This is a genomic window from Micromonospora sp. NPDC050200, assembly GCF_040656135.1.
Lineage (GTDB): Bacteria > Actinomycetota > Actinomycetes > Mycobacteriales > Micromonosporaceae > Micromonospora.
In genome coordinates this window covers 24,155-47,932 of the sequence record NZ_JBFALG010000028.1, presented here as the reverse complement: position 1 = coordinate 47,932, position 23,778 = coordinate 24,155, and the positions used below count along the sequence as shown (strand labels likewise).

Annotated in this window: 21 protein-coding genes; 7 read left to right on the top strand and 14 right to left on the bottom strand. The window is 73.2% G+C overall.

Annotated elements, in window-relative coordinates; genetic code table 11:
- Positions 1-2: 2 nt before the first annotated feature.
- The 6 genes from AB0I41_RS19560 to AB0I41_RS19535 form a co-directional block, all read right to left on the bottom strand.
- Entirely contained in the window at positions 3-311 is a 309-nt protein-coding gene (locus AB0I41_RS19560; RefSeq protein ID WP_357109234.1) for a hypothetical protein, read from the bottom strand.
- Between the two features lie 106 nt (positions 312-417).
- Positions 418-1,281 (bottom strand): trypsin-like peptidase domain-containing protein, encoded by an 864-nt coding sequence (locus AB0I41_RS19555; protein ID WP_357109232.1) that lies wholly within the window; start codon positions 1,279-1,281, stop codon positions 418-420.
- Positions 1,282-1,312: 31 nt separating this feature from the next.
- On the bottom strand, positions 1,313-2,272 hold the full coding sequence (locus tag AB0I41_RS19550) for a VWA domain-containing protein (protein WP_357109230.1): 960 nt from the start codon (positions 2,270-2,272) through the stop codon (positions 1,313-1,315).
- Complete coding sequence (locus AB0I41_RS19545; protein WP_357109227.1) at positions 2,269-3,273, bottom strand: DUF58 domain-containing protein; 1,005 nt, start codon at positions 3,271-3,273, stop codon at positions 2,269-2,271. The genes AB0I41_RS19550 and AB0I41_RS19545 overlap by 4 nt, the downstream gene beginning before the upstream one ends.
- On the bottom strand, positions 3,270-4,319 hold the full coding sequence (locus AB0I41_RS19540) for a MoxR family ATPase (protein ID WP_357109224.1): 1,050 nt from the start codon (positions 4,317-4,319) through the stop codon (positions 3,270-3,272). Before AB0I41_RS19540 ends, AB0I41_RS19545 begins: the two co-directional genes overlap by 4 nt.
- A 180-nt stretch (positions 4,320-4,499) precedes the next feature.
- A complete protein-coding gene (locus AB0I41_RS19535; protein ID WP_357109221.1) occupies positions 4,500-5,006 on the bottom strand; it encodes a hypothetical protein in 507 nt (168 codons plus the stop codon).
- A 347-nt stretch (positions 5,007-5,353) separates the two neighbouring features.
- Here AB0I41_RS19535 and AB0I41_RS19530 point away from each other — a divergent pair, with 347 nt between their 5' ends.
- Positions 5,354-6,337, top strand: a complete 984-nt coding sequence (locus tag AB0I41_RS19530) for an endonuclease/exonuclease/phosphatase family protein (protein WP_357109218.1) — start codon at positions 5,354-5,356, stop codon at positions 6,335-6,337.
- A gap of 18 nt (positions 6,338-6,355) precedes the next feature.
- Here AB0I41_RS19530 and cimA read toward each other — a convergent pair whose 3' ends face one another.
- Positions 6,356-7,939, bottom strand: coding sequence for a citramalate synthase (cimA, locus tag AB0I41_RS19525; RefSeq protein ID WP_357109215.1), 1,584 nt, complete (start codon positions 7,937-7,939; stop codon positions 6,356-6,358).
- 364 nt (positions 7,940-8,303) lie between these two features.
- Here cimA and AB0I41_RS19520 point away from each other — a divergent pair, with 364 nt between their 5' ends.
- From AB0I41_RS19520 to AB0I41_RS19505, 4 genes are all read left to right on the top strand, one after another.
- The gene (locus AB0I41_RS19520; protein WP_357109212.1) at positions 8,304-8,864 is read left to right on the top strand and encodes a peroxiredoxin; all 561 of its coding nucleotides are present in this window, start codon (positions 8,304-8,306) and stop codon (positions 8,862-8,864) included.
- A gap of 1 nt (position 8,865) precedes the next feature.
- Positions 8,866-9,396 (top strand): carboxymuconolactone decarboxylase family protein, encoded by a 531-nt coding sequence (locus tag AB0I41_RS19515; RefSeq protein ID WP_357109210.1) that lies wholly within the window; start codon positions 8,866-8,868, stop codon positions 9,394-9,396.
- 158 nt (positions 9,397-9,554) lie between these two features.
- Positions 9,555-9,965, top strand: a complete 411-nt coding sequence (locus tag AB0I41_RS19510; RefSeq protein ID WP_357109207.1) for a PRC-barrel domain-containing protein — start codon at positions 9,555-9,557, stop codon at positions 9,963-9,965.
- Positions 9,966-10,021: 56 nt separating this feature from the next.
- Complete coding sequence (locus AB0I41_RS19505; protein ID WP_357109205.1) at positions 10,022-10,759, top strand: tyrosine-protein phosphatase; 738 nt, start codon at positions 10,022-10,024, stop codon at positions 10,757-10,759.
- Between the two features lie 429 nt (positions 10,760-11,188).
- Here AB0I41_RS19505 and AB0I41_RS19500 read toward each other — a convergent pair whose 3' ends face one another.
- Both AB0I41_RS19500 and AB0I41_RS19495 read right to left on the bottom strand, forming a co-directional pair.
- Positions 11,189-12,286 carry a branched-chain amino acid aminotransferase gene (locus AB0I41_RS19500; protein ID WP_357109203.1) on the bottom strand — a complete coding sequence of 366 codons (1,098 nt, stop codon included), beginning with the start codon at positions 12,284-12,286 and terminating at the stop codon, positions 11,189-11,191.
- 230 nt (positions 12,287-12,516) lie between these two features.
- Complete coding sequence (locus AB0I41_RS19495) at positions 12,517-13,548, bottom strand: 3-isopropylmalate dehydrogenase (RefSeq protein ID WP_357109347.1); 1,032 nt, start codon at positions 13,546-13,548, stop codon at positions 12,517-12,519.
- Between the two features lie 223 nt (positions 13,549-13,771).
- Here AB0I41_RS19495 and AB0I41_RS19490 point away from each other — a divergent pair, with 223 nt between their 5' ends.
- Both AB0I41_RS19490 and AB0I41_RS19485 read left to right on the top strand, forming a co-directional pair.
- The gene (locus AB0I41_RS19490; RefSeq protein ID WP_357109200.1) at positions 13,772-14,647 is read left to right on the top strand and encodes an FAD:protein FMN transferase; all 876 of its coding nucleotides are present in this window, start codon (positions 13,772-13,774) and stop codon (positions 14,645-14,647) included.
- Positions 14,648-15,010: 363 nt separating this feature from the next.
- Positions 15,011-15,367: a hypothetical protein gene (locus tag AB0I41_RS19485; protein WP_357109197.1), complete on the top strand. Its 357-nt coding sequence runs from the start codon at positions 15,011-15,013 to the stop codon at positions 15,365-15,367.
- Between the two features lie 61 nt (positions 15,368-15,428).
- Here the strand turns inward: AB0I41_RS19485 and serA are convergent, their stop codons facing one another.
- The 5 genes from serA to AB0I41_RS19460 all read right to left on the bottom strand — a co-directional run bounded on the left by serA (position 15,429) and on the right by AB0I41_RS19460 (position 23,714).
- Positions 15,429-17,027, bottom strand: coding sequence for a phosphoglycerate dehydrogenase (gene serA / locus AB0I41_RS19480; RefSeq protein ID WP_357109196.1), 1,599 nt, complete (start codon positions 17,025-17,027; stop codon positions 15,429-15,431).
- 634 nt (positions 17,028-17,661) lie between these two features.
- A complete protein-coding gene (gene ilvC, locus AB0I41_RS19475; RefSeq protein ID WP_357109193.1) occupies positions 17,662-18,675 on the bottom strand; it encodes a ketol-acid reductoisomerase in 1,014 nt (337 codons plus the stop codon).
- A gap of 54 nt (positions 18,676-18,729) precedes the next feature.
- Entirely contained in the window at positions 18,730-19,245 is a 516-nt protein-coding gene (gene ilvN, locus AB0I41_RS19470) for an acetolactate synthase small subunit (RefSeq protein WP_357109190.1), read from the bottom strand.
- Entirely contained in the window at positions 19,245-21,128 is a 1,884-nt protein-coding gene (locus AB0I41_RS19465) for an acetolactate synthase large subunit (protein WP_357109187.1), read from the bottom strand. The genes ilvN and AB0I41_RS19465 overlap by 1 nt, the downstream gene beginning before the upstream one ends.
- A gap of 234 nt (positions 21,129-21,362) precedes the next feature.
- Complete coding sequence (locus AB0I41_RS19460) at positions 21,363-23,714, bottom strand: bifunctional diguanylate cyclase/phosphodiesterase (protein WP_357109184.1); 2,352 nt, start codon at positions 23,712-23,714, stop codon at positions 21,363-21,365.
- Between the last annotated feature and the right edge of the window lie 64 nt (positions 23,715-23,778).

The following is a 23,778-nucleotide window of genomic DNA, read 5'->3' as shown; positions in this document are numbered from 1 at the left end:
GGCTAGCGCCCCCGGATGCCACCGTGGGTGGCGGACGAACTCGGCGACGGGCTGGGGGCCGGTTCCGCCCGGTCGTGGTCGGGGCCGACGGCGGCGTACGCGACCGCCCCGACGAGCAGCAGCGCGATGACGCCGACCTTGGTGGTGACCGCCCGGACCAGCAGCCAGGCGGTCTTCCGAGCGCCCGGCACGGCTCGCTGGGCGGCCTTGTAGTCGGTCCAGCCGCGCTTGGCCCGGGCGTACTGCACGCCCACGCCCCATCCGAGGAAGAGTCCCACCGCCAGCAGGACCGCTATGAGAGGAAGCTCCACCCACGCCAGTATCCATACTCAGCGTAATATTTCTATGGTCCGATGGTTCCATGCCAGGTATCCGACAGTTCTACCGTTACGACCGTCCGGTCCTGGCGCGTCCGACTCAGCCGCCTTTGCCGATGATGGTGTCGGCGGCCTGCTGCACCTGCTCGATCGGGATGGCGAAGCCGATGCCGATCGAGCCGCTGCCGTCGATGGTGGCGATCGCGGTGTTCACCCCGACCACCTCACCCCGGGCGTTGACCAGCGGGCCGCCGGAGTTGCCCGGGTTGATCGAGGCGTCGGTCTGCACCGCGCTGCGCCGGTTGGTGCCGAGGCGTACCTGGCGGTCGAGTGCGCTGACGATGCCGGCAGTGACCGTCCCGGCCAGGCCGAGCGGCGAACCGACCGCCAGCACCGGCTCGCCGACCTTGGTGGAGCGCGGCTTGGCCAGCGGCAGCGGCGCCAGCCCGGCCGCCGCCGGCACCCGCAGCACCGCCAGGTCGCTGCCCGGCTCCCGGCCGACCACCTCGGCGGTGTACCGCCGGCCGTCCGACAGCTCCACCGTCACCTCGCCGCCACCGCCCTTGGCCAGGATGTGGTCGTTGGTGATGATGTGCTGCTGGTTGTCAATGGCGAACCCGGAACCGGACGCGGCCGAGGCGGAGCCGCCGCCGACCATGACCGACACCACGCCCGGCACGGTCTTCTGGGCGGCGGTCACCAGTTCCGCCGGCACCGGCGCGGCGGACGCCGCCGCCGGCCCCGCGCCGCCGTCCCGGCCGGCCACCCAGCCGCCGGCCGCCGCGCCGGAGACGGTGGAGAGGGCCACCACCGCCGCCGCGGTCAGCAGCCGGCCGCGCCAGCGCCGCCGCGACGGGTCCTCCCCCGCCCCCGGTACGTCCCACCGGGGCCGCCCGTCCGGCCCCAGCTCGGGCGAGACGAACCACGGTCCCCGGGGCTCGCCCAGTCCGGTCTGCACTGCCATGCGTGCGCTCCTCACTGTCGATGTGCCGGGCTCAGGGCAGGCGGGAGAACCACCGCATCGACCCGGCCGCGGCGCCCATCGCGAACACCAGCCCGAGGCCGATGAACCGGGCGGAGATGTCCTGGCGTTCGGTGCGGTAGCCGACCGAGGAGCCGATGTCCTCGTAGACCTCGCGCAGCTCCTGGCTGCTGCCGGCCTCGTGGAAGCCGCCCCCGGTGTCCTCGGCCACCGCCTTGAGGGTCTGCCCGTCGACCGGCACCTGGATCGGCCGGCCGCCGCGGTCGACGAACCCGCCGGGAGTGCCGAAGGAGATGGTGTGCACCGGCACCTTGGCCGCCACGGCCGCCGCGGCGGCCTCCATCGGGTCCATGCCGGAGGTGTTCGCCCCGTCGGAGAGCAGGATGACCCGGGCCGGTGGCGGCTGCTTCGCCGCCGTGGAGTCCAGGCTCTTGACCGCCCCGAGCGAGGCGCTGATCGCCTCGCCGATCGCGGTGCCCTGCACCCCGGTGATGCCCTCGGCGAGCCGGTCGATCCCCTCGTGCAGCGCCTCCCGGTCGGTGCCGGGCGGCACCAGCACCGCCGCGCTGCCGGCGAACGCGACCAGGCCGACGTTGAACTCGTCGGGCAGGCCGTCGACGAAGCGCCGGGCGGCGTGCTTGGCCGCGGCGAGCCGGTCCGGTTCCACGTCGGTGGCGAGCATCGAGGTGGAGACGTCGACGGCGACCATGACGGTGGCGCGTTCCCGGGGCACCCGTACCTCGGCCGTCGGCCGGGCGAAGCCCACCACGAGCAGCGCCAGCATGGCCAGGAAGAGACCGGCCGGCAGGTGCCGCCGCCAGCCGGGCCGGGTCGGCGCGACCCGGTCGAGCAGCCGCAGGTTGGTGAAGCGCACGGCGTACCGGCTGCGCCGGCGCTGGGCGAGCAGGTAGCCGCCCGCCAGCGCGAGCACGCCGAGCAGCAGCAGGAGGCGGGCGGGCGACTGCCAGTTCATGCGACACCTCCCCGGGCGGCGGCGGGCGCGGCCGCCAGGCGCCGCTGGGTGTGTACGTGTCGCACCACGTCGGCGGTCCAGTCCCGGTCGGTGCGCAGTGCCAGGTGGGTGGCGCCGCTCCGGCGCAGCGCCCGGCGTACCTGCTCGCGCTGGGCGGCGGCGGCGCTGGCGTAGCGCCGGCGCAGCGCCTCGTCGCCGGTCCAGACCTCCCGCCGCCGGCCGGTCTCCGGGCAGATCAGGGTGATCAGGCCGACGTCCGGCAGCTCCAGCTCGCGTGGGTCGGTGATCTCGACCGCGAGCACCTGGTGCCGGGCGGCGAGCCGGCGCAGCGCCGGCTCCCAGGGGGTCGGCTCGTCGTGGTCCTCGGGCAGGCCGTCGAGGAAGTCGGAGACCACCACGACCAGCCCGCGCCGGGTGGCGACCCGCTGCACGGCCGCGAACGCCGCCGCCAGGTCGGGCGGGTCGGGTGGGGCCGTCCGCTCGTCGTGGCCGCCGGCACGGGGGGCGGCCAGCAGCGCGCGGAGCAGGCTCAACAGATGGGTACGGCCGCTGCGGGCCGGGAAGCGGCGCAGCCCGGTCGGGCTGAGCACCTGCGCGCCGAGCCGGTTGCCGGTGCCGGCGGTGAGGAAGCCGACCGCCGCGACGGCGGCCACCGAGAGTTCGCGCTTGTCCAGCTCGGCCGTGCCGTACTCCATGCTGGGGCTGGCGTCCACGAGCAGCCAGGTGGTGAGTTCCCGGTCGGCGTCGACCTCCCGCACGTGCGGCACGGTGGTGCGGGCGGTCACCGCCCAGTCCATCCGGCGCACCTCGTCCTCGCCGGGGCGGTACTCCCGGCTGCCGGCGAATTCGCTGCCCGGCCCGGGCAGCAGGCCCCGGTGCTGGCCCTGGAGCAGCCCGTCCAGCCGCCGGGTGACGGTCAGTTCCAGCCGGCGCAGTCGCTGGTCGGGGGCGAGGTCGGCCAGGCCCGGTCCGGCGGCCGGCGGCGCGGTGGGGCGCCTCATGCGGCGGCCAGGTCGGGGGCGTGCTCGGGCTGCGCGGTGGCCAGCACGGGCGGGGGCACCGCCTGCACCAGCCGGTGCACCAGCGCCTCGGGCGAGACGCCGTCGGCCACCGCGTCGAAGGAGAGCACCAGCCGGTGGGCCAGCACGTCCACCGCGAGTTCGCGGACGTCCTCCGGGAGCACGTAGTCCCGGCCGCGCAGCAGCGCCTGGGCCCGGGCGGCGGCGACCAGGCCGAGGGTGGCCCGGGGGCTCGCCCCGTACGCCATCATCGGGGCGAGGTCGGCCAGCCCGAAACGGCCCGGGTCGCGGGTGGCGAGGATGAGGCGGACGACGTACTCGGCGAGCGCGTGGTGCACGAAGACCTGCATGGCGCGCTGCTGCAGCCCGCGCAGCCGGCCCGGGTCGAGCACCTGGCGGGCGCGGGGCCGGTCGGTGCTCATCCGGTAGAGGATGGCCAGCTCGTCGGCGTCGCTCGGGTAGTCGACGACGATCTTCATGAGGAACCGGTCGCGTTGCGCCTCGGGGAGCTGGTAGACCCCCTCGGACTCGATCGGGTTCTGGGTGGCGAGCACCAGGAACGGCTCCGGCACCGGCCAGCTCCGGCCGCCGATGGAGACCTGGCGCTCGGCCATCGACTCCAGCAGCGCGGACTGGACCTTGGCGGGGGCCCGGTTGATCTCGTCGGCCAGCACCAGGTTGGCCATGATCGGGCCGAGCTCGACGTCGAAGCTCTCCTTCGACGCCCGGTAGATGCGGGTGCCGACGATGTCGGAGGGGACCAGGTCAGGGGTGAACTGGATCCGGGAGAAGGTGCCACCGACGACGGTGGCGAGGGTCTGCGCGGCGAGCGTCTTGGCCACGCCGGGTACGCCCTCGAGCAGGCAGTGCCCGTCGGCGATCAGTGCGGTGAGCAGGCGCTCGACGAGCCGATCCTGCCCGACGATCACGCGTCTGACCTCGAAGAGGGTCTGTTCCAGCTCGGTGGCCGCCGCGTCGGGATCGGCCGGGCTGGGCAGGCTGGCCAGGGTGTCCGAGATGTCCGTCACGGTGCTTGCTTCCCGTGGCACCGGGCGGACAAACGTCGGAATATCAGCCCCTGTCAGGCCCTTTCCCGCCCGGAGCGGGACGACTCACCCGACCGGGCGGCAACCTCGCGGAGCGGTCGCCGGGGCGTGCTCCACACCAGACGGTGCCGACCTCACGGGCCGGCACCGTCCGGGACGCACTCAGTTGGCGATGTGGATGTGGAACGGCCGGTCCGCGGCCGACCCGCCGGAGGTCCGGGTCTGGACGAAGACCCCGTTGGGGGTCAGGTTGCGTGGGGAGACCGAGGCCTCGCCGCCCGGCGGGACGTTGAACTGGTCGTTGGTGCCGATCGTCGCGGTGTACGCCTTGAAGCGCACGTCGTAGTTGAGCAGCACCTGGTACTGCCCCGGGCCGTACCTGGTGGCCGAGACGACGTTGGCGGAGTGCTGCAGGAGCGTGCCGGCGCTGCTGACGACGGCCCACTCGACGGTGCCGGGGGCCGGCGCGACCAGCGTCGCCTGCATCGCGGCCCTGGCCTGCCGGGCGTCGGCCGGCGAGACGGGCGGCTGGCTGCCCGCGCCGGGCTGCCGGGCTCCGGGCTGGGCCGTGGTGGTGGGCTGCGCGGCGGCGATCCCCCCGCCGGCCAGGGTGAGCGCCAGGACGCCGAGCGTCAACGCCGCCGCCTTGCGCCTGAAGAATGTGGCCATGACAGGCCTCCCTTTTTCTGACCGTGGTGATACGGTCGGCCCGCATTTTCGACGAGCCGGTTGATTGCCGTGGACAAGCCGGGATGACGAAAGCAATACGCTTCCGGCCGCACCGGAAATGTTGACTTCTCAACATTTCACACCCGGCTTGAGCAGGGATTACTACGCTCCGTTGTGGCGCCACAACCAGCAAGGAAGGTACCACCGTAAAAAGTCGACCGTCAATAGTTGATCAATCGGTTCCGCATTCTCGACGGCGGTTCCGAAAACGTGAAAGGCGAGGGCTGCGCTATTCATGAAACAGGCCGAGCCCCCCGCCACTCGGCGTTCGCACTAGTCTGACGACCATGATCACCATCGAAGCGCCCGCCCGGACGCGGCTGCCGGTGCGCGCCCTGATCTGCTGGCTGGCGCTCGTACCCGGGGCCGCCTGGGCGCTGGTCCGGCTGGCCGGGCTGGAGCGCGGGCCGCTGGTGCAGGCGGTCGCCTTCACCCCGTACGTCGCGGGATGGAGCCTGGTCCCGCTGGTACTGGCGCTCGCCCTGCGGCGCCGCCAGCCCGCGGTGGTCGCGGCGGTGCTGGCCCTGGCGCTGCTCGGCGTGGTGCTCCCCCGGGCGGTCCCCTCCGGCCAGCCGGCGGCCGGCGGGCCGGTGCTGCGGCTGCTCACCGCCAACCTGCTCAAGGGCGGCGCCGACGCCCGGACGCTGGTCGACCTGGTACGCCGGCACCGGGTAGACGTGCTCGCGGTGCAGGAGTTCACCCCCGAGGCCCGCGCCGAACTCGACCGGCAGGGCCTCGCCGAGCTGCTGCCCCACCGGCAGCTCAACCCGGAGGTGGGCACCACCGGCTCCGGGCTCTACGCCCGGCTGCCGCTCTCCGACGGCGGCTTCCGGCGCAACGCCGGCTTCGGGTTCACCCAGGCGTACGCCACCGTGGCGGCGCCGGGGGCGCCCCCGCTGCGGGTCGAGTCGGCCCACCCGGCCGCCCCGTACGCGGTCGGCGTGGTCGACGAGTGGTTCACCGACCTGCGGGCGCAGCCCCGGGCGACCCCGGACGGGCCGCTGAGCATCCTCGCCGGGGACTTCAACGCCACCCTCGACCACGCCCCGCTGCGAGCGCTGCTGGCCACCGGGTACGTCGACGCGGCCGACGCCGCCGGGGCCGGGCTCACCGGCACCTGGGGCCCGTACGACGGCGACCTCATCCCACCGGTCACCATCGACCACGTGCTGGTCGACCGGCGGATCGCCGTCCGGTCCGTCTCCGTGCACCCGGTGCCCGGCAGCGATCACCGGGCGGTGCTGGCGGAGCTGCGCCTCCCCGCCGCCTGACTCCCGGTGCCCCGCGGCTCAGACCCGCGCGCGGTCCAGGCCGTAGGTGAGCGCGTCGACCAGGGCGTGCCAGCTCGCTTCGACCACGTTGGGGTGCACGCCGACGGTCGTCCAGTCCCGGCCCGCCCCGTCGGCGGTCTCCACCAGCACCCGGGTCACCGCGCCGGTGCCGTGGCTGCCCTCCAGGATGCGCACCTTGTAGTCGGCCAGCTCGAAGTCGCGCAGCTCCGGGTAGTGCCGGCACAGGCCGACCCGCAGCGCCTCGTCCAGGGCGTTGATCGGGCCGTTCCCCTCGGCCGTGGCGATCATCCGCTCACCCCGTACCCGGATCTTCACGGTGGCCTCGGAGACCACCGCGCCGTCCTCGCGGTGCTCGACCAGCACCCGGTAGGACTCCAGCGCGAACGGCCGGGGCGGCGCGGCGTCCGGCAACTCGGAGCGGACCAGCAGCTCGAACGAGGCGTCGGCCGCCTCGAACGACCAGCCGCCCGCCTCCAGCTCCTTGACCCGGCTGGTGACCTTCGACAGGGCCTCGGGATGGCCGGCCAGGTCCAGGCCCAGCTCGCGGCTCTTGAGCTCGACGCTGGCCCGGCCGGCCATCTCGGTCACCAGGATCCGCATGTCGTTGCCCACCACCGACGGGTCCACGTGGTTGTAGAGCAACGGGTCGACCTTGATCGCGCTCGCGTGCAGCCCGGCCTTGTGGGCGAAGGCGGCGGCCCCGGCGTACGCCTGGTGGGTGTCGGGGGCGATGTTGGCGATCTCGGCGATGGCGTGCGAGACCCGCACCATCTGTTCCAGGCAGCCCTCGGGTAGGACGGGCAGCCCGAGCTTGAGCTGGAGGTTGGCGACGACGGCGAAGAGGTCGGCGTTGCCGGGGCGCTCGCCGTACCCGTTGGCGGTGCCCTGGACGTGCCGGACCCCGGCCTCGACGGCGGCGATGGTGTTGGCCACCGCGCAGGCGGTGTCGTTCTGGGCGTGCATGCCGAACAGCTCCGGGGCGAGGCCGGTGCGGGCGGTCAGGTCGGCGATCGCGGCGGTCACCTGGGACGGCAGCATCCCGCCGTTGGTGTCGCAGAGCACGAACCGCTCGGCGCCCGCGGCGAGCGCGGTCTCGACCACCGAGGCGCTGTACGCCGGGTCGTGCCGGGCGCCGTCGAAGAAGTGCTCCCCGTCGACGAAGACCCGGCGACCCCGGGCGACCAGGTGGGCGACGGTGTCGCGGATCATCGCCAGGTTCTCCGCGCCGGTGGTGCGCAGCGCCCGCTCGACGTGGCGGATGTCGGCCTTGGCGACCAGGGCCACCGCGGGCGTCTCGGCGTCGAGCAGCCCGCGCACCTGCGGGTCGGCCTCCACCGCCACCCCGGCCCGGCGGGTGGCGCCGAAGGCGACCAGGACGGCGTGCCGCAGGTCCAGCTCGGTCCGCGCCCGGCGGAAGAACTCGGTGTCCTTCGGCACCGCGCCCGGCCATCCGCCCTCGATGAAGCCCACCCCGAACTCGTCGAGCAGCCGCGCCACCGCCAGCTTGTCGACCACCGAGTAGCTGAGCCCCTCACGCTGGGCGCCGTCGCGCAGCGTCGTGTCGTACACCTGGAACGTCATGGGAATCCCTTCTTCGCGAACCCTGGGGGGAGCAACAAAAAGACCCCCCGCGGATGCGGGAGGTCTGCGCGCTCGGCGGAGGGGAAGCCGGCGCGCTAACTGCCAATAATCAGGACGGTGCTGGTCACGAGCGCCACTTTGCCACCCCACCCCGGGTTTTGGGAGGCACAAACCACATACCGGGACGGTGACCCAGGGTGTCCATTACCTGATCCGTCGCCGTGTCCGGTACGGAACGGGCCGCCCGTGATCGACTTCACAAGTCACCCGGCCGCCACCAGGCCGAAACAGCACTGCGGCAGTATCTGGAACCGATCCAGTTACCGGCTTCGCGCCGTTGACATGCTGCTGCCAAGGAGGACCCGTGCTCACTGTCGGTGACCGCTTCCCTGAGTACGAACTCACCGCCTGCGTCTCGCTCGACGCCGGCAAGGCGTTCGAGACCATCAACCACAAGTCCCACGAGGGCAAGTGGCGGGTGGTCTTCTTCTGGCCGAAGGACTTCACCTTCATCTGCCCGACGGAGATCGCCGAGTTCGGCCGTCTCAACGGCGAGTTCGCCGACCGCGACGCCCAGGTGCTCGGCGTCTCGGTGGACAACGAGTTCGTCCACTACGCCTGGCGCAAGGACCACCCGGACCTGCGCGAGCTGCCCTTCCCGATGCTCAGCGACATCAAGCGCGAGCTGACCGCGGCCTGCGGCGTGCTCGGCGACGACGGCGTGGCGCAGCGGGCCACCTTCATCGTCGACCCGAACAACGAGATCCAGTTCGCCATGGTCACCGCCGGGTCGGTCGGCCGCAACGTCTCCGAGGTGCTGCGGGTGCTCGACGCCCTGCAGACCGACGAGCTCTGCCCGTGCAACTGGAACAAGGGCGGCGCCACCCTCGACGCCAACGCGCTGCTCGCCGGCGCCGGCGCCTGACATGGGTCTGGACGCCGTCAAGGCGGCTCTGCCCGAGTACGCCAAGGACATCAAGCTCAACCTCGGCTCCACCGTCGGCACCTCGACGCTCAAGCCGGAGCAGGCCTGGGGCACCGCCCTGGCCTGCGCGGTCGCCGCGCGCAACCCGGTCGTGCTGAAGGAGATCGCCGACGAGGCGGCCGCCCACCTCACGCCGGAGGCGGCCGAGGCCGCCAAGGGCGCGGCCACGATCATGGCGATGAACAACGTCTACTACCGCGCCAAGCACCTGATCGGCGACGAGCAGTACGCCTCGATGCCGGCCCGGCTGCGGATGCAGATCATCGCCAAGCCGGGCGTGGACAAGGGTGACTTCGAGCTGTGGTGCCTCGCCGTCTCGGCGATCACCGGCTGCGGCGTCTGCCTGGAGTCGCACGAGAAGGCGCTGCGCGGCGCCGGGTTCACCCGGGAGCAGGTGCACGAGGGGCTGCGCATCGCCGCCGTCGTGCACGCCGCCGCAGTGGCGCTCGACGCGCAGGCCGCGCTGGCCTGAGCCGTACGCCCCGGTGGGCCGGCGCCGCACTCGCGGCGCCGGCCCGCCGTCGTTCCCGGCGCCCGGGGTGTGGGATGCGGCCGGTCCGGGTACCTGTTTTCCGGACACGGAAGACGATCCCTCCGAAACGACGAGGACAGTCGGGGCAGGAGTTACCCATGGACAGGCTCGACCCGTACACCACGCACGGCATGCCCGCCGGCGCCTTCAACCCGTGGAGCTACCGTGACGAGGCCGGGGTGGCCGACGCCGACCTGGTCGGCTACAAGATCGAGGCCACCGACGGCGGCATCGGCAAGATCGACAGCGCGAGCCACGAGGTCGGCGGCAGCTACCTGGTCGTCGACACCGGGCCGTGGATCTTCGGCAAGAAGGTCATGCTGCCTGCGGGCATGGTCAACCAGGTCGACCACGACGGCCGGAAGGTCTACGTCGACCGCAGCAAGGACCAGATCAAGGCCGCGCCCGAGTACGACGAGACCAGCCACAGCGACCCGGCCTACCGGGACAAGCTGGGCGGCTACTACGACGAGAGCTACGGCAACGTGCCCCCGGGCACCGCGCGCTGACCGATCCGGCGTGACGGCCGGTGGGGTGGAGACCCACCGGCCGTTACCGTGTCAGCGTGGACGCCATCGAGGTCAACCGCAGGATCCCGCTCTCCGTCATGTTCAACTTCCGCGACGTCGGCGGCTACCCCGGCTACGACGGTCGCACCGTCCGCTGGGGCCGGCTCTACCGCTCCGACTCACCACACCGGATCGACGGCGCCGACCGGGACGCCTTCGCCGCCCTCGGCGTGCGGACCGTCGTCGACCTGCGCCGGCCGTCCGAGGTGGAGCGGGACGGCCGGGTGCCGGAGCTGGGCGGGCTGGCGTACCGGAACATCCACCCGGAGCACGCCGACTGGGGTGAGAACCCCTACCAGCACGGGACGGATCTCGCCCGCTACCTCGCCGACCGGTACGCCGACCTGGCCGAGTCCGGCGCCGCCGGACTGGCCGAGGCGGTCGGACTGATCGCCGACCAGGCGAACGCCCCCGTGCTGGTGCACTGCGTCGCAGGCAAGGACCGCACCGGCATCGTCTGCGGCCTGACCCTGGCCGTGCTCGGGGTCTCCGACGCCGAGATCGCCGCCGACTACGCGCTGAGCACCGAGGCCGCCGAGCGCTTCCAGGCCTGGTTCGACAGCACCGGCAAGCAGATGCGGCCGGGGCTGCCCCCGCTGACCACCCCGGCCGGGGCGATGGTGCTCTTCCTGGCCGAGCTGCGGCAGCGGCACGGCTCTGTGGAGGGCTACCTGCGGCACGCCGGGCTGACCGACACCCAGCTCACCGCCCTCCGCGACCACCTGCTGGAGTGACCCGCACCCATCCGCCCGTCCGCCGACGAGCTCTTGAACGCGTGGGCCGATGGCCGGTGGGCCGGTGGGCCGGTGGCCGGTGGGCGGCGTGACGAAGCGGCCGCGAAGCCGGCCAGCGCCCGCGACCTGAATAGGCCCCTGCTGTGCTCCCTTTGGAGCTGATGACGTCAACGGTTCACGGCAGGACTGCGGTGGGGAGGGCCCTGACTGCCACCGCCATCCACCGCCGGCCGACCAGGCGGACCAGGCGGACCACGATTTGTACCCCCACCCGGCGAGGGCCCGACGCTGTCGGTGAATCGTTCACGTCATCAGCTCCAAAGGGCCGCGCGAACATGGTTCCTGCATACCGCAGCCGCGCCGGCGCGCTTCGTCCACACCGCAGCCCGCGCCGACCAGCCCGGCAGACCGCCGGGCGGCACGATTGGATCAGAGGATGTGCTGCACCCAACCGTGCGGGTCCTCGGCCTCGCCGCGCTGGATCGCCACCAGCTGCTCCCGCAACGCCATGGTGGACCGGCCCGGCTCACCCCCACCGATGAGGAACTCCCCGTCCGGGAAGCGCACCCGGCCGATCGGGGTGACGACCGCGGCGGTGCCGCAGGCGAAGACCTCGCGGAGCCGGCCGCTGGCGGCGTCCGCCTGCCAGTCGGCGAAGCTGACCGGCCGCTCCTCGACCCGGTGCCCGGCGGCGGACGCCAGGGTGAGGACCGCGTCCCGGGTGATGCCGGGCAGGATCGTGCCGGTCAGCGGCGGGGTGACCAGGGTGTTGTCGTCGTAGACGAAGAAGACGTTCATGCCGCCCAACTCGTCGACGAACCGGCGCTCCACCGCGTCGAGGAAGACCACCTGGTCGCAGCCGGCCGCGATCGCCTCGGCCTGGGCCGCCAGCGAGGCGGCGTAGTTGCCGCCGCACTTCGCCGCGCCGGTGCCGCCGGGCGCCGCGCGGGTGTAGTCCGGCGACACCCAGACCGTGACCGGCTTGACCCCACCGGCGAAGTACGCGCCGGCCGGCGAGGCGATCACGCAGTAGAGGTACTCGTTGGACGGGCGCACGCCGAGGAAGACCTCGCTGGCGAACATGAACGGCCGCAGGTAGAGGCTGGCGTCCGGCCCCGCCGGGATCCAGTCCCGGTCGATCTCGACCAGCCGGCGCAGCGACTCGACGAACGTCTCCGCCGGCAACTCCGGCATGGCCAGCCGCTGCGCGGAGGCGATGAACCGGTTGGCGTTGGCCTCGGGGCGGAACATGGTGACCGAGCCGTCCGCCGTCCGGTACGCCTTGAGCCCCTCGAAGATCTCCTGCGCGTAGTGCAGCACGGCGCTGGCCGGGTCCATCGGGATCGGCGCGCGCGCCTCGACCCGGGCGTCGTACCAGCCCTTGCCCTCGGCGTACCGGACGGTCACCATGTGGTCGGTGAAGACCCGCCCGAAGCCCGGGTTGGCCAGCAGGGCGGCCCGGTCGGTGGCGGATACCGGCGCGGGATTCGGACGGATCTCGAAATCGAGCTTGTCACCACCGCTCATCGCGCTGACCTCCCTGCGGGTCCACAGCGCGCGGGACCGCACGCCGAATCACTGGTGCCAGAAACTTACCCCGAACGGTCGTTCAGCGGATAGCTCCACCCCGGCAGATCGAACGCTCCAAATGGGCGTCGCGGGGAGCGTCGGGACCGCCGACGACGGCGGGACGGACCCGGCCCGGCCCCGGGGTCTGGCGGAGCCTGGACCGGACCGGTGGAACGGGCGGTGGCCGGTCAGGCCACGGCGTACCCGGCGAGCCGGTCGCCGACCTCCTCGGTGCGCAGCGGTGCGCCCGGGGTGCGGTTGGCCAGCTCGGTGGCGACCGCGGCGGTCACCCGCGCGGCGGCGTCGGCGTGGCCGAGCTGGTCGAGCAGGAGCGCGCCGGAGAGCACCGCGGCCACCGGGTCGGCGAGGCCCTTGCCGGCGATGTCCGGCGCCGAGCCGTGTACCGGCTCGAACATCGACGGGTACGCCCCGTCGGGGTTGATGCTGCCGCTGGCGGCGAGCCCGATGCCGCCGGTGACCGCGGCGGCGATGTCGGTGAGGATGTCGCCGAAGAGGTTGTCGGTGACCACCACGTCGTACCGCTGGGGCTGGGTGACCAGGAACATCGCCGCGGCGTCGACGTGCTGGTACTCGGTGGTCACGTCGGGGTGCTCGGCGGCCACGGCCGCGAAGGCGCGCGCCCACAGCGAGCCGGCGTGGGTCAGCACGTTGGTCTTGTGCACCAGGGTGACCTTGCGGCGCTCGCGACGGGCGGCCCGGGCGAAGGCGTCCCGGATCACCCGCTCGACCCCGTGCCGGGTGTTCAGGCTCTCCTCGGTGGCCACCTCGGCCGGGGTGTCCCGGTGCAGCACGCCGCCCGCACCCGCGTAGAGGCCCTCGGTGCCCTCCCGGACGACCACCAGGTCGACCTCGCCGGGCTTGACGGTGGCCAGCGGGCCGGGCACGCCCGGCCAGAGCCGGGACGGGCGCAGGTTGACGTACTGGTCGAAGGCGAAGCGGAGCTTGAGCAGCAGGCCCCGCTCCAGCACGCCGGGCGGGACGGAGGGGTCGCCGACGGCGCCGAGCAGGATGGCGTCGTGGTCGGCCAGCTCGGTCAGCACCGCGTCGGGCAGCACCTCGCCGGTGCGGTGGTACCGTGCCGCGCCGAGGTCGTACGTGGTGGCCTCGATCCCGGGCTGCACGGCGTCGAGGACCTTGAGAGCCTGCGCGACCACCTCGGGTCCGATCCCGTCCCCGGCCACCACCGCGATCCGTGCCACCTGGCGCTCCTCACCCTCGTCGTTCTCGTGCACGGTACGTCGCCGTCCCGCCTCCCGGTACGCGTCTTCCAACATTTGGGATATCCGGATGCTCAGGAGGCTCCCAGGTGACATTCATGGTGCGGTCATGTCCGCTGCCTATGGTCGATGACGAACGGGTCACGGGGGCCCGTGACGGGATCCGCCGCAGCGCTGCGGCGCCGTCGGCGAAGGAGCAGGTGTGATGCGCATCGACCAGCAGTCCCGACCAGCCCGGACGGACGAGCAGCCGCGCACCCGGTGGGTGGACCAGGCGGCGTTCACCCGACGCCGGCCGGACCTGCGGCTCGGGGCCAGCAGCCACCGGCTCGACCGCTCCGGCGAGGCCGCCGTCGACCGGATCGCCGTCCGGCACAGCGTACGGACCAGCACGGCCGAGTACTCGCTCCTGCTCAACGCCCCCGAGCACGTCGGCCGCCGGGCCGTCGGCGACGCGCTGCGCGACGCCGTCGCCGAACTGCGCGCCATCGACCTCACCTACGGCCCGGCCCGGCCGGACAGCCTGGTCTCCCGGCTGCGGCGGGGCGAGATCGCGCCCGAGTCGTACCCGCCCCTGGCCGATCTGGTGGACCGCTGCGCGGCGATGCGCGCCGCGACCGACGGCTGGTTCGACGCCTGGGCCGTACCCGGCGGTTTCGACCCCGGTGGCCTGCTCAACGGCTGGGCGGTGGAGCGGGCGGCGGCCCGGCTGCGCGCCGCCGGCATCCACGACTACGCCGTGCTTTCCGGCGCCGACCTCACCGTCCGCGGCCACGCCGCGCACGGCAGGCCGTGGCGGGTCGCGGTGCACCATCCGACCGACGCACGCCGCGCACCGCTGGTGCTGGAGATGACCGCCGGCGCGGTGGGCACCTCCGGGGTGACCGGCCGCCGCGGCCACGTGGTCGACCCGCACACCGGCGAACCCGCCGACCAACTGGTCACCGCCACCGTCGTCGGACCCGACCTGGCGGTGGCGGACGCCTACGCCACGGCGCTGTACGCGGCCGGCCCGACCGGGCTGGCCTGGTTCCGCAACGGCTCGGGATATCAGGCGCTCTTCGCCCACCGGCGCCGCTGAGCGCCCGTGGCGGCACGCCGGCCGACCTGTGGAGGGGGTCCACTGTGGTGGCTCGGTCGGCGGGCCCGCGATCGGCCCCCACGGTCTCGGCAACGACCGTGGGGGCCGGTCAGCGACGAGTGCGCGTGGCTCGCGCAATCGAGGGGTGCGGACCGGTCGGCCGGAACACCTGACCTCATCACCCGAAGACGGGCCGAACGCCCCCACTCAGCCGGTGGCCGCACCGGTACGCTAGCGAATCGACGCAACTCGACGCAAGAGTCTCCACAGCGGACCGTCCCCGACGGACCCTGCGTCACCTTCGCATCGCTCGTCGGCGGGTCAGTTGCGGCTACGTGAACGATGGATGGCACGCTGTCCGCCGTGAGTTTCGATCTGAGCGTGTGGGCCCTGCCTGACGGGGCCACGCCCGAGGACGTCCGGGCGGCGGTGCGGCGGTGCCGCGAGGGACGCCACGGTGACCGGCACCCCGATCCGCGGGTCGTCGCCTTCTACCGGGCCATCACCGCCAGCTACCCGGACCGGCCCGCCGGACCGGGCACGCCGTGGGAGGTCGCACCGCTGCACGCGGCCAGCGACCACGTGGAGCTGAACCTCGTGCCGACCTGCGAGGACCAGGTCCTGCTCGACATCGAGCGGCTGGCCGGCGAGCACGACCTGATGCTCTTCGACGCCCAGGACGGGTCGGTCTATCCGCCGCCGTCCCGCGTCGTGGGCTGATCAGGCGTACGACGAGGGGCCCGGCCGAGACGGCCAGGCCCCCGATGCGTCGTGCGCGGAACTACTCGTCGCGCAGGTCGGCGGCGCTGGCCGAGGTCGCGCCGATCGAGTCGGCGGCCGAGGTGAGCAGGTCCGCCCCGAGCGCCTGGTCGACGGTGAGGGTCATCAGCGTCTCGCCGCCGGCCTCCCGACGGGCCACCTGCATCGCGGCGATGTTGACGCCGGCCTCGCCGAGGAGGGTGCCGACGGTGCCGACCACGCCCGGCCGGTCGACGTAGCGCAGGAAGAGCAGGATGCCCTCCGCGCCGATCTCCACATCGAAACCGTCCACCTCGGTCAGCTTGATGACGTCCCGGACGCCGGTGTGGGTGACCGTGCCGGAGACACTGACCGTACGGCCGTCGGGCAGCGCGCCGCGGACGGTGACCAGATCGGGGTGGTCGACCGTCTCGGCCTGGGTCGCGAGGGTCACCTCGACGCCCCGCTCGGCGGCCAGGTGCGGCGCGTTGACGTAGGTGACCTGCTCCTCCACCACCGAGCTGAACAGCCCCTTGGTGGCAGCGAGCTTGAGCACCGACACGTCGTGGTTGACGATCTCGCCGCGCACCTCGACGGTGACGCTGGCGGCCACCCCGCCGGCGACGGCGGTGAAGGCCCGGCCCAGCTTCTCGGCCAGCGGCAGCAGCGGGCGGACGTCCTCGGCGACCACGCCGCCGGCCTGCACGTTCACCGCGTCCGGGACGAACTCGCCCTGCAACGCCAGCTTGACGCTCTTGGCGACGGCCAGGCCGGCCTTGTCCTGCGCCTCGTGGGTGGACGCCCCCAGGTGCGGGGTGGCCACCACGTTGTCGAAGGCGAACAGCGGCGAGGACGTGCAGGGCTCCTTGGCGTACACGTCGACGCCGGCGCCGGCGACCCGGCCCTCGGCGATCGCGTCGGCCAGGGCCTGCTCGTCGACCAGGCCGCCGCGGGCGGCGTTGACGATGCGTACGCCGGGCTTGACGAGCGCCAGCTCCTTCTCCCCGATCAGGCCCACGGTCTCCGGGGTCTTCGGCAGGTGGATGGAGATGAAGTCGCTCTCCCGCAGCAGCTCCTCCAGGCCGACCAGGCGGACGCCGAGCTGGGCCGCGCGGGCCGGCTGGATGTAGGGGTCGTACGCGATGAGCCGGGTGCCGAAGGCGGCGATCCGGGAAGCGAAGAGCACGCCGATGCGGCCGAGGCCGACCACGCCGACGGTCTTGCCCTGCAGCTCCACGCCGGTGTACTTGGACCGCTTCCACTCCCCTGCCTTCAGCGCCGCGCTGGCCGCGGCGGTGTTGCGGGCGACGGCGAGCAGCAGCGCGACGGCCTGCTCGGCGGCGGAGACGATATTGGAGGTGGGGGCGTTGACGACCATGACGCCCCGCGCGGTGGCTGCCGGCACCTCGACGTTGTCCAGACCGACGCCGGCCCGGGCGACCACCTTGAGACGCGGCGCGGCCGCGATCGCCTCGGCGTCGATCTGGGTGGCGCTGCGCACGATCACCGCGTCGGCCTCGGAGAGCGCGGAGAGCAGGGCCGGGCGATCGGTGCCGTCGACGTGACGTACGTCGAAGTCGTGGGCGAGCACCTCGATGGCGGCGGGAGCGAGTTCTTCGGCGATCAGTACGACAGGATTCATCGGTCCTCGTAGACGTCGTATGCGGTCGGCCTGGGGCGCCGGGACGCCGCGCTGCGCCCCGCGCTGATCCGTGCCATGGCCGTCAGGTGCCGGCTACGCACCTACCAGGGATCGTAGGTGGCCCGGTGGCCGGCGTGTCCCGGACTGCGGGGTGAGCGCCCTCACACAGGGTCGTCGCAGGCTGGTCATCCCGCGTTCATCCGGCACGCGCGGGCGCGCCGACGCGAGCGGTGGCGCGGCCGGGCTGCAACGGAGCCCAGCACGCCCGCCCGGGAGGGAGCCGGCCGTGTCACCCACCGTCCGCATCGCGCTGCTGCGCCGGCTGCCCCGGCACGACTCCGCCCGGTTCGGCCCGCGACTGGCCGAGGCGTTGGTCACCCGGTCCCAGCAGGTGAGCAGCGGGTCCACCGCCACCGCAGGGCGGGGCCGACGGACCCGCCCTGCGCGTGAAACGTCACGGAGCGTGACGGCCGCCGATGCGGGACATGCCTTGAGCGTTATGCCTGCCAGGCGCCGGCGGGGATGCGGGGAGGGCCGGCCGGGCCGGCGGACGCACGCGGCCCGCGGCCCGACGCCGGGGAGAGCGTCGGGTCGCGGGCCGCGTTGCGGCGGCCCCCAGCGGGGCCGCCGCGCCTCAGGCGGTCTCGGTGATCGGCCGGTCGACCCAGCTCATCATCGCGCGCAGCTTCTGACCGGTCTCCTCGATCGGGTGCGCCGCACCCTCGGCCCGCCACTTGGCGAAGTTCGGCCGGCCGGCCTCGTCCTCGGCCACCCATTCGCGGGCGAACTCGCCGGACTGGATCTCACCGAGGATCTTGCGCATCTCCTCCTTGACCCGGGAGTCGATGACCCGGGGGCCACGGGAGAGGTCGCCGTACTCGGCGGTGTCCGAGATGCTGTAGCGCATCCGGGCGATGCCGCCCTCGTACATCAGGTCGACGATCAGCTTCAGCTCGTGCAGGCACTCGAAGTAGGCCACCTCGGGGGCGTAGCCGGCCTCGGTGAGCACCTCGAAACCGGTCTGCACCAGCGCCGCCGCACCGCCGCAGAGCACCACCTGCTCGCCGAAGAGGTCGGTCTCGGTCTCCTCGGTGAAGGTGGTCCTGATCGCGCCGGCCCGGGTGCCGCCGATGCCCTTGGCGTACGCCAGGGCCAGCTGGAACGCGGTGCCGGTGGCGTCCTGCTCGACGGCGACCAGGCAGGGCACGCCCTTGCCGTCGACGTACTGGCGGCGGACCAGGTGACCGGGGCCCTTCGGGGCGACCATCGCCACGTCCACGTCGGCCGGCGGCTTGATCAGGTCGTACCGGATGTTGAAGCCGTGGCCGAAGAAGAGGGCCTTGCCGGGGGCGAGGTTGGGGGCGATCGCCTCGGCGTAGAGGGCGCGCTGCGCGGTGTCCGGCGCCAGGATCATGATGACGTCGGCCTCGGCCGCCGCCTCGGCCGGCGTGAGCACCCGCAGGCCCTGCTCCTCGGCCTTGGGCCGGCTCTTCGAGCCTGCCGGCAGACCGATCACCACTTCGACGCCGGAGTCGCGCAGCGACAGCGCGTGGGCGTGGCCCTGGCTGCCGTACCCGATCACGGCGACCTTGCGGCCCTGGATCAGGCCCAGGTCGGCGTCGTCGTCGTAGTACACCTCAACGCTCATTGACTTCCCTTTCTTACGGCGGTCCGAGCGGCCCGTCGTGGACTTGTGCGGTGGTCAGGCGGCGCGCAGCGCGGGCCCGGCGGTGATGGAGCGCGAGCCGCGCCCGATCGCCACCGTGCCGGACTGGACCATCTCCTTGATGCCGAACGGTTCGAGGTCGCGCAGCAGCGCGTCCAGCTTGTCGGGGGTGCCGGTGGCCTCGATGGTCAGCGTGTCCGGCGCGACGTCGACCACCCGGGCCCGGAACAGGCTGACCGTCTCCAGCACCTGCGCCCGTGCGTTGCGGTCCGCGCGGACCTTGACCAGCAGCAGTTCCCGGGCCACCGAGACCTGCGGGTCCAGCTCCACGATCTTGAGTACGTTGACCAGCTTGTTGAGCTGCTTGGTGACCTGCTCCAGCGGGGACGACTCGGCGTTGACCACGATGGTGATCCGGGAGACGTCCGGGTTCTCGGTCTCGCCCACGGCGAGACTGTCGATGTTGAACCCGCGCCGGGAGAACAGGCCGGAGACCCGGGCGAGGACACCCGGCTTGTTCTCCACCAGGACCGAAAGCGTGTGCAGATTCATCAGATCTCGTCCTCGTCGAAGGCCGGGCGGACGCCACGGGCGAACATGATCTCGTCGTTGCTGGTGCCGGCGGCCACCATCGGCCAGACCATCGCGTCCTTGCCGACCACGAAGTCGATCACGACGGGGGCGTCGGTGATCGCCATCGCCGCCTCGATGGTCTTGTCGACGTCCTCGGCGGTCTCGCAGCGCAGGCCGACGCAGCCGAGCGCCTCGGCGAGCTTGACGAAGTCCGGGATGCGGTGCTTGTGGGTGCCCAGCTCGGTGTTGGAGTACCGCTCGCCGTAGAAGAGGGTCTGCCACTGCCGGACCATGCCGAGGTTGCCGTTGTTGATCACAGCGACCTTGACCGGGATACCCTCCAGCGCGCAGGTGGCCAGCTCCTGGTTGGTCATCTGGAAACAGCCGTCGCCGTCCACCGCCCAGACCACCGTGTCGGGCCTGCCGACCTTGGCGCCCATCGCCGCCGGCACGGCGTACCCCATCGTGCCGAGGCCGCCCGAGTTGAGCCAGGTGCCCGGCTTCTCGTACGAGATGAACTGGCTGGCCCACATCTGGTGCTGGCCCACGCCGGCCACGTAGACCGCGTCCGGGCCGGCGATCTCGCCCAGCCGCCTGATCACGTACTGCGGGGAGAGGGTGCCGTCGGCCGGCTCCTCGTACCCCAGCGGGTAGCGCTCGCGCAGGTCGTCCAGCTGGGTCCACCAGTCGCCGAGGTCGGCCCGGCGGCCGGCGTCGCGCTCCGCGGTGACCGCCGTGATCAGCTCGTCGAGCACGTGCTTGGCGTCGCCGACGATCGGCACGTCCGCGTGCCTGTTCTTGCCGATCTCGGCCGGGTCGATGTCGGCGTGCACCACGGCGGCGTCCGGGGCGAACGAGTCCAGCTTGCCGGTGACCCGGTCGTCGAAGCGCGCCCCGAGCGCCACGATCAGGTCGGCCTTCTGCAGGCCGTAGACCGCGGCGACGGTGCCGTGCATGCCCGGCATGCCCAGGTGCTGGCGGTGCGAGTCGGGGAACGCCCCCAGCGCCATCAGCGTGGTGACCACCGGGATGCCGGTCAGCTCGGCCAGCTTGCGCAGCCCGTCGGTGGCGCCGGCCTTGAGCACCCCACCGCCGACGTAGAGCACCGGGCGGCGGGCGCTGCTCATCAGCCGGGCCGCCTCGCGGATCTGCTTGCCGTGCGGGTGCAGGGTCGGCCGGTAGCCGGGCAGGTCGAGGGTGGGCGGCCAACTGAAGGTCGTCGGCGCCTGGAGGACGTCCTTGGGGATGTCGACCAGCACCGGCCCGGGCCGCCCGGTCGAGGCCAGGTGGAAGGCCTCGGCCAGCACCTGCGGGATCTCCTCCGGGGTCTGCACCAGGAAGTTGTGCTTGGTGATCGGCAGCGTGATGCCCTGGATGTCCGCCTCCTGGAAGGCGTCCGTGCCGATCGAGGGCCGCGCGACCTGGCCGGTGATCGCGACGATCGGCACCGAGTCCATGTACGCGTCGGCGATCGGGGTGACCAGGTTCGTCGCGCCCGGTCCGGAGGTGGCGATGCAGACGCCGACCCGGCCGGTCGCCTGCGCGTACCCGGTGGCGGCGTGTCCGGCGCCCTGCTCGTGGCGGACCAGGATGTGCCGCACGGTCGAGTCGTACAGCGGGTCGTACGCGGGCAGGATCGCCCCGCCGGGGATGCCGAAGACGACGTCGACGTCGAGCGCCTCGAGGGACCGCACGAGGGAGCCGGCCCCGGAGACCTGGGCCGGGGCGGGCTGCCGTACGGCCGGGGTGGCCGCGGCGGCCCCGCGCGGCGCGGGGGTGTGGTCGGCGTCGCCGGCCGGCTCGGTGGCCGCGCGCGCCCGCCGGGCGGAGTGGGCGAGTGTCTCTGGCGTGGGTCTCGTCATGGCGGTTCAGGCCTTCGGCTGGAGGGTGGAGGCTCTTTCAACACGTGCGACGCGGGCGGCGCCCGCCCCGGTGGAGTCCGACGGCAATAAAAACGGCCCTCGTGCAGATGCACGGGGCCAGCGCACTCTCGGTGAGGGAGAGTGCGCTCAGGTAAGTACTCGCAGCGACCGGATCGACATGTGGACCAGCCTGACGCATCTCACGCGATGAGTCAACTGATCCCACATGTTGGTTCACGAACGGGGGATACCGCCTCCGATTCCGGACTTCCCGATCGGTCCGACCTGCGCGGATCCCGTCCCACCGGTGCGCGGGGCCGGCACCGGCCGCGGGCCGGCGAGCGGCGTGGCGGGCAGCGCCCGAGGGCGCGCGCCGGGCGAGGTCGCGGCCTCCAGCATCGCCTCCAGGTGCTCGGCCGGCACGCCCCAGCCGAAGAGCGCGCCCTGGCCGAACCGACAGCCGGCGGCGACCACCGCGGCCAGCTCCGGCGGCGTGGTGACGCCCTCGGCGATCACCTCCATCCCCAGCTGGTGCCCGAGGCGCATGACGATGTCGACCATCGGGGCGAAGGCCGGCCCGTCCCGGTCCACCGGGCGGACCGGCTCGTGCTCGGCCACCAGACTGTGGTCGATCTTCAGGATGTCGATCGGCAGCCGGCGCAGCTGCCCCAGGGACGAGTAGCCCGCGCCGAAGTCGTCCAGCGCGATCCGCACCCCGGTGCGCCGCAGCGCGGTCAGCCGCCGGATCAGCTCGTCGAGGTCGGTGGCGACGGCGTGCTCGGTGACCTCCAGCACCAGCCGCTGCGGCGGTACGTGGTGGGCGCGCAGCGCCTCGGCCACCTGCACCACGTACTCCGGGGCGTGCAGCTCGCGCGGCGAGACGTTGACCGAGACCCAGACGTCGTGGCCGTCGGCCAGCCAGCGGGAGAGCTGCCAGCAGGCCTGGTGCAGCACCCAGGCGCCCAGCTTGGCGATCATCCCGCACTCCTCGGCGAGCGGGATGAATTCGTCGGGGCGGACGTTGCCCAGCTCCGGGTGGTGCCAGCGCAGCAGCGCCTCGGCGCCGACCGGGCGGACCGAGGGCAGCGAGGCGACCGGCTGGAACACCAGCCGCAGCTCGTCGCGCTCGATCGCGCCGCGCATCTCGTGCTCCAGCCGGGTACGCCGCAGCAGCAGCTGGTCGTGCGTGCCGTCGTAGCGCTCGATGCGGTTCTTGCCACGCTGCTTGGCGTACCGCAGCGCCAGGTCGGCGTGGCGCAGCAGCGCCACCGAGTCGGGCTCGCCGCGCTGGCCGGCCACCCCGATGCTCACCGAGAGGAAGACCGGCCCGTCCGGCCGCTCGTACGCCCGGCCGAGCACCCCGAGCAGCCGCTCGGCGACCACGTCGGCGTCGGCCGGGCGGCCGCGCATCAGCACGGCGAACTCGTCGCCCCCGAGCCGGGCGGCCAGGTCGCCGGGGCGCAGGTTGCCCTTCAGCCGCCGGCCCACCTCGGCCAGCACCATGTCGCCCACGTCGTGGCCACGCATGTCGTTGACGTTCTTGAAGCCGTCCAGGTCGAGCCCGAGCAGTACGCGCCCGACGCCCTCGTCGGCGCAGCGCTGCAGCTCGCGCAGCAGGCCCCGCCGGTTGGCCAGGCCGGTCAGCGGGTCGGTGTGGGCCAGCTCACGGAAGTGCGCCTCGCGCTCGGCCAGCCGGCCGGCGTACCCGCGCATGTCGTTGAGGGTGAGGTACTGCCGGGCCACCAGCGCGAACCCTTCGACGCTGCCGGCGACGATGCCGAGCGCGTCGAAGCGTCCGCCCTGCGCCAGGTGGTACATCGCCGAGGCGGCCATCGCGAACATCGGGACGAAGGCGTACGCGCCGTCCCGGCGGATCAGGTCGACGTCGACCTGCCCCGGCGGCTCGACCTGGTGCACCGCGAGCGCGACCGCCAGCAGGCCCACGGCGAGCAGGGCCGCACTGGCCAGCGTCATCACCGGCCCGCCCTGGCAGACCCCGCCGGTCAGCCCGAGCCCGCCGGCGGCGACGGTGGTGATGCCGGCGCCGAGCAGCCCGAACCGGCCCCGGGGCGGGTCGGCGCGCAGCACCACGATCAGGGTGACCCCGACGGTCAGCGCGGCGTTGACCGTCGCCAGCAGGATCGCCGGGCAGGCCACCGGGGTGGCCGGCCCGAGCAGCCGGGTCGGCCCGGAGAAGAGCACCCAGCCGACGAACCAGAGGGCGGTCGCGACGATCAGCGCGTCCAGGAGCAGCCGGGCGGTCGCCGCCCGGGACACCACCGCCCCCGGCAGCCGGAGCAGCCCGGTCGCGGCGGCCAGGCCGCTCAGCGCCACCGCGACGGAGATCAGGACGGGCCAGCCGGTGAGCCGCGCCGGATGCAGCGGGTGGTGCGGGTCACCGAGCACCACGCCCGCCCCGACCAGCAGGCCGACCAGGGCGAGCGCGCCGGCCGAGGCCAGCAGCGCGTACGGCCGGCGGTCCGGGCCGGTGCGCCGCCGGGCCGACCCGACGAGCAGCACGGTGGCGGTCACGGCGACCAAGGCGCTCGGGAGCGCCACGGCGACCATGCCCGGGGGGAAACGCACGTCCTCAACTGTGCCGGATCGGAGCCGTGCGCGGGGTACCGGGTGTGCATCTGTTGGGACACGC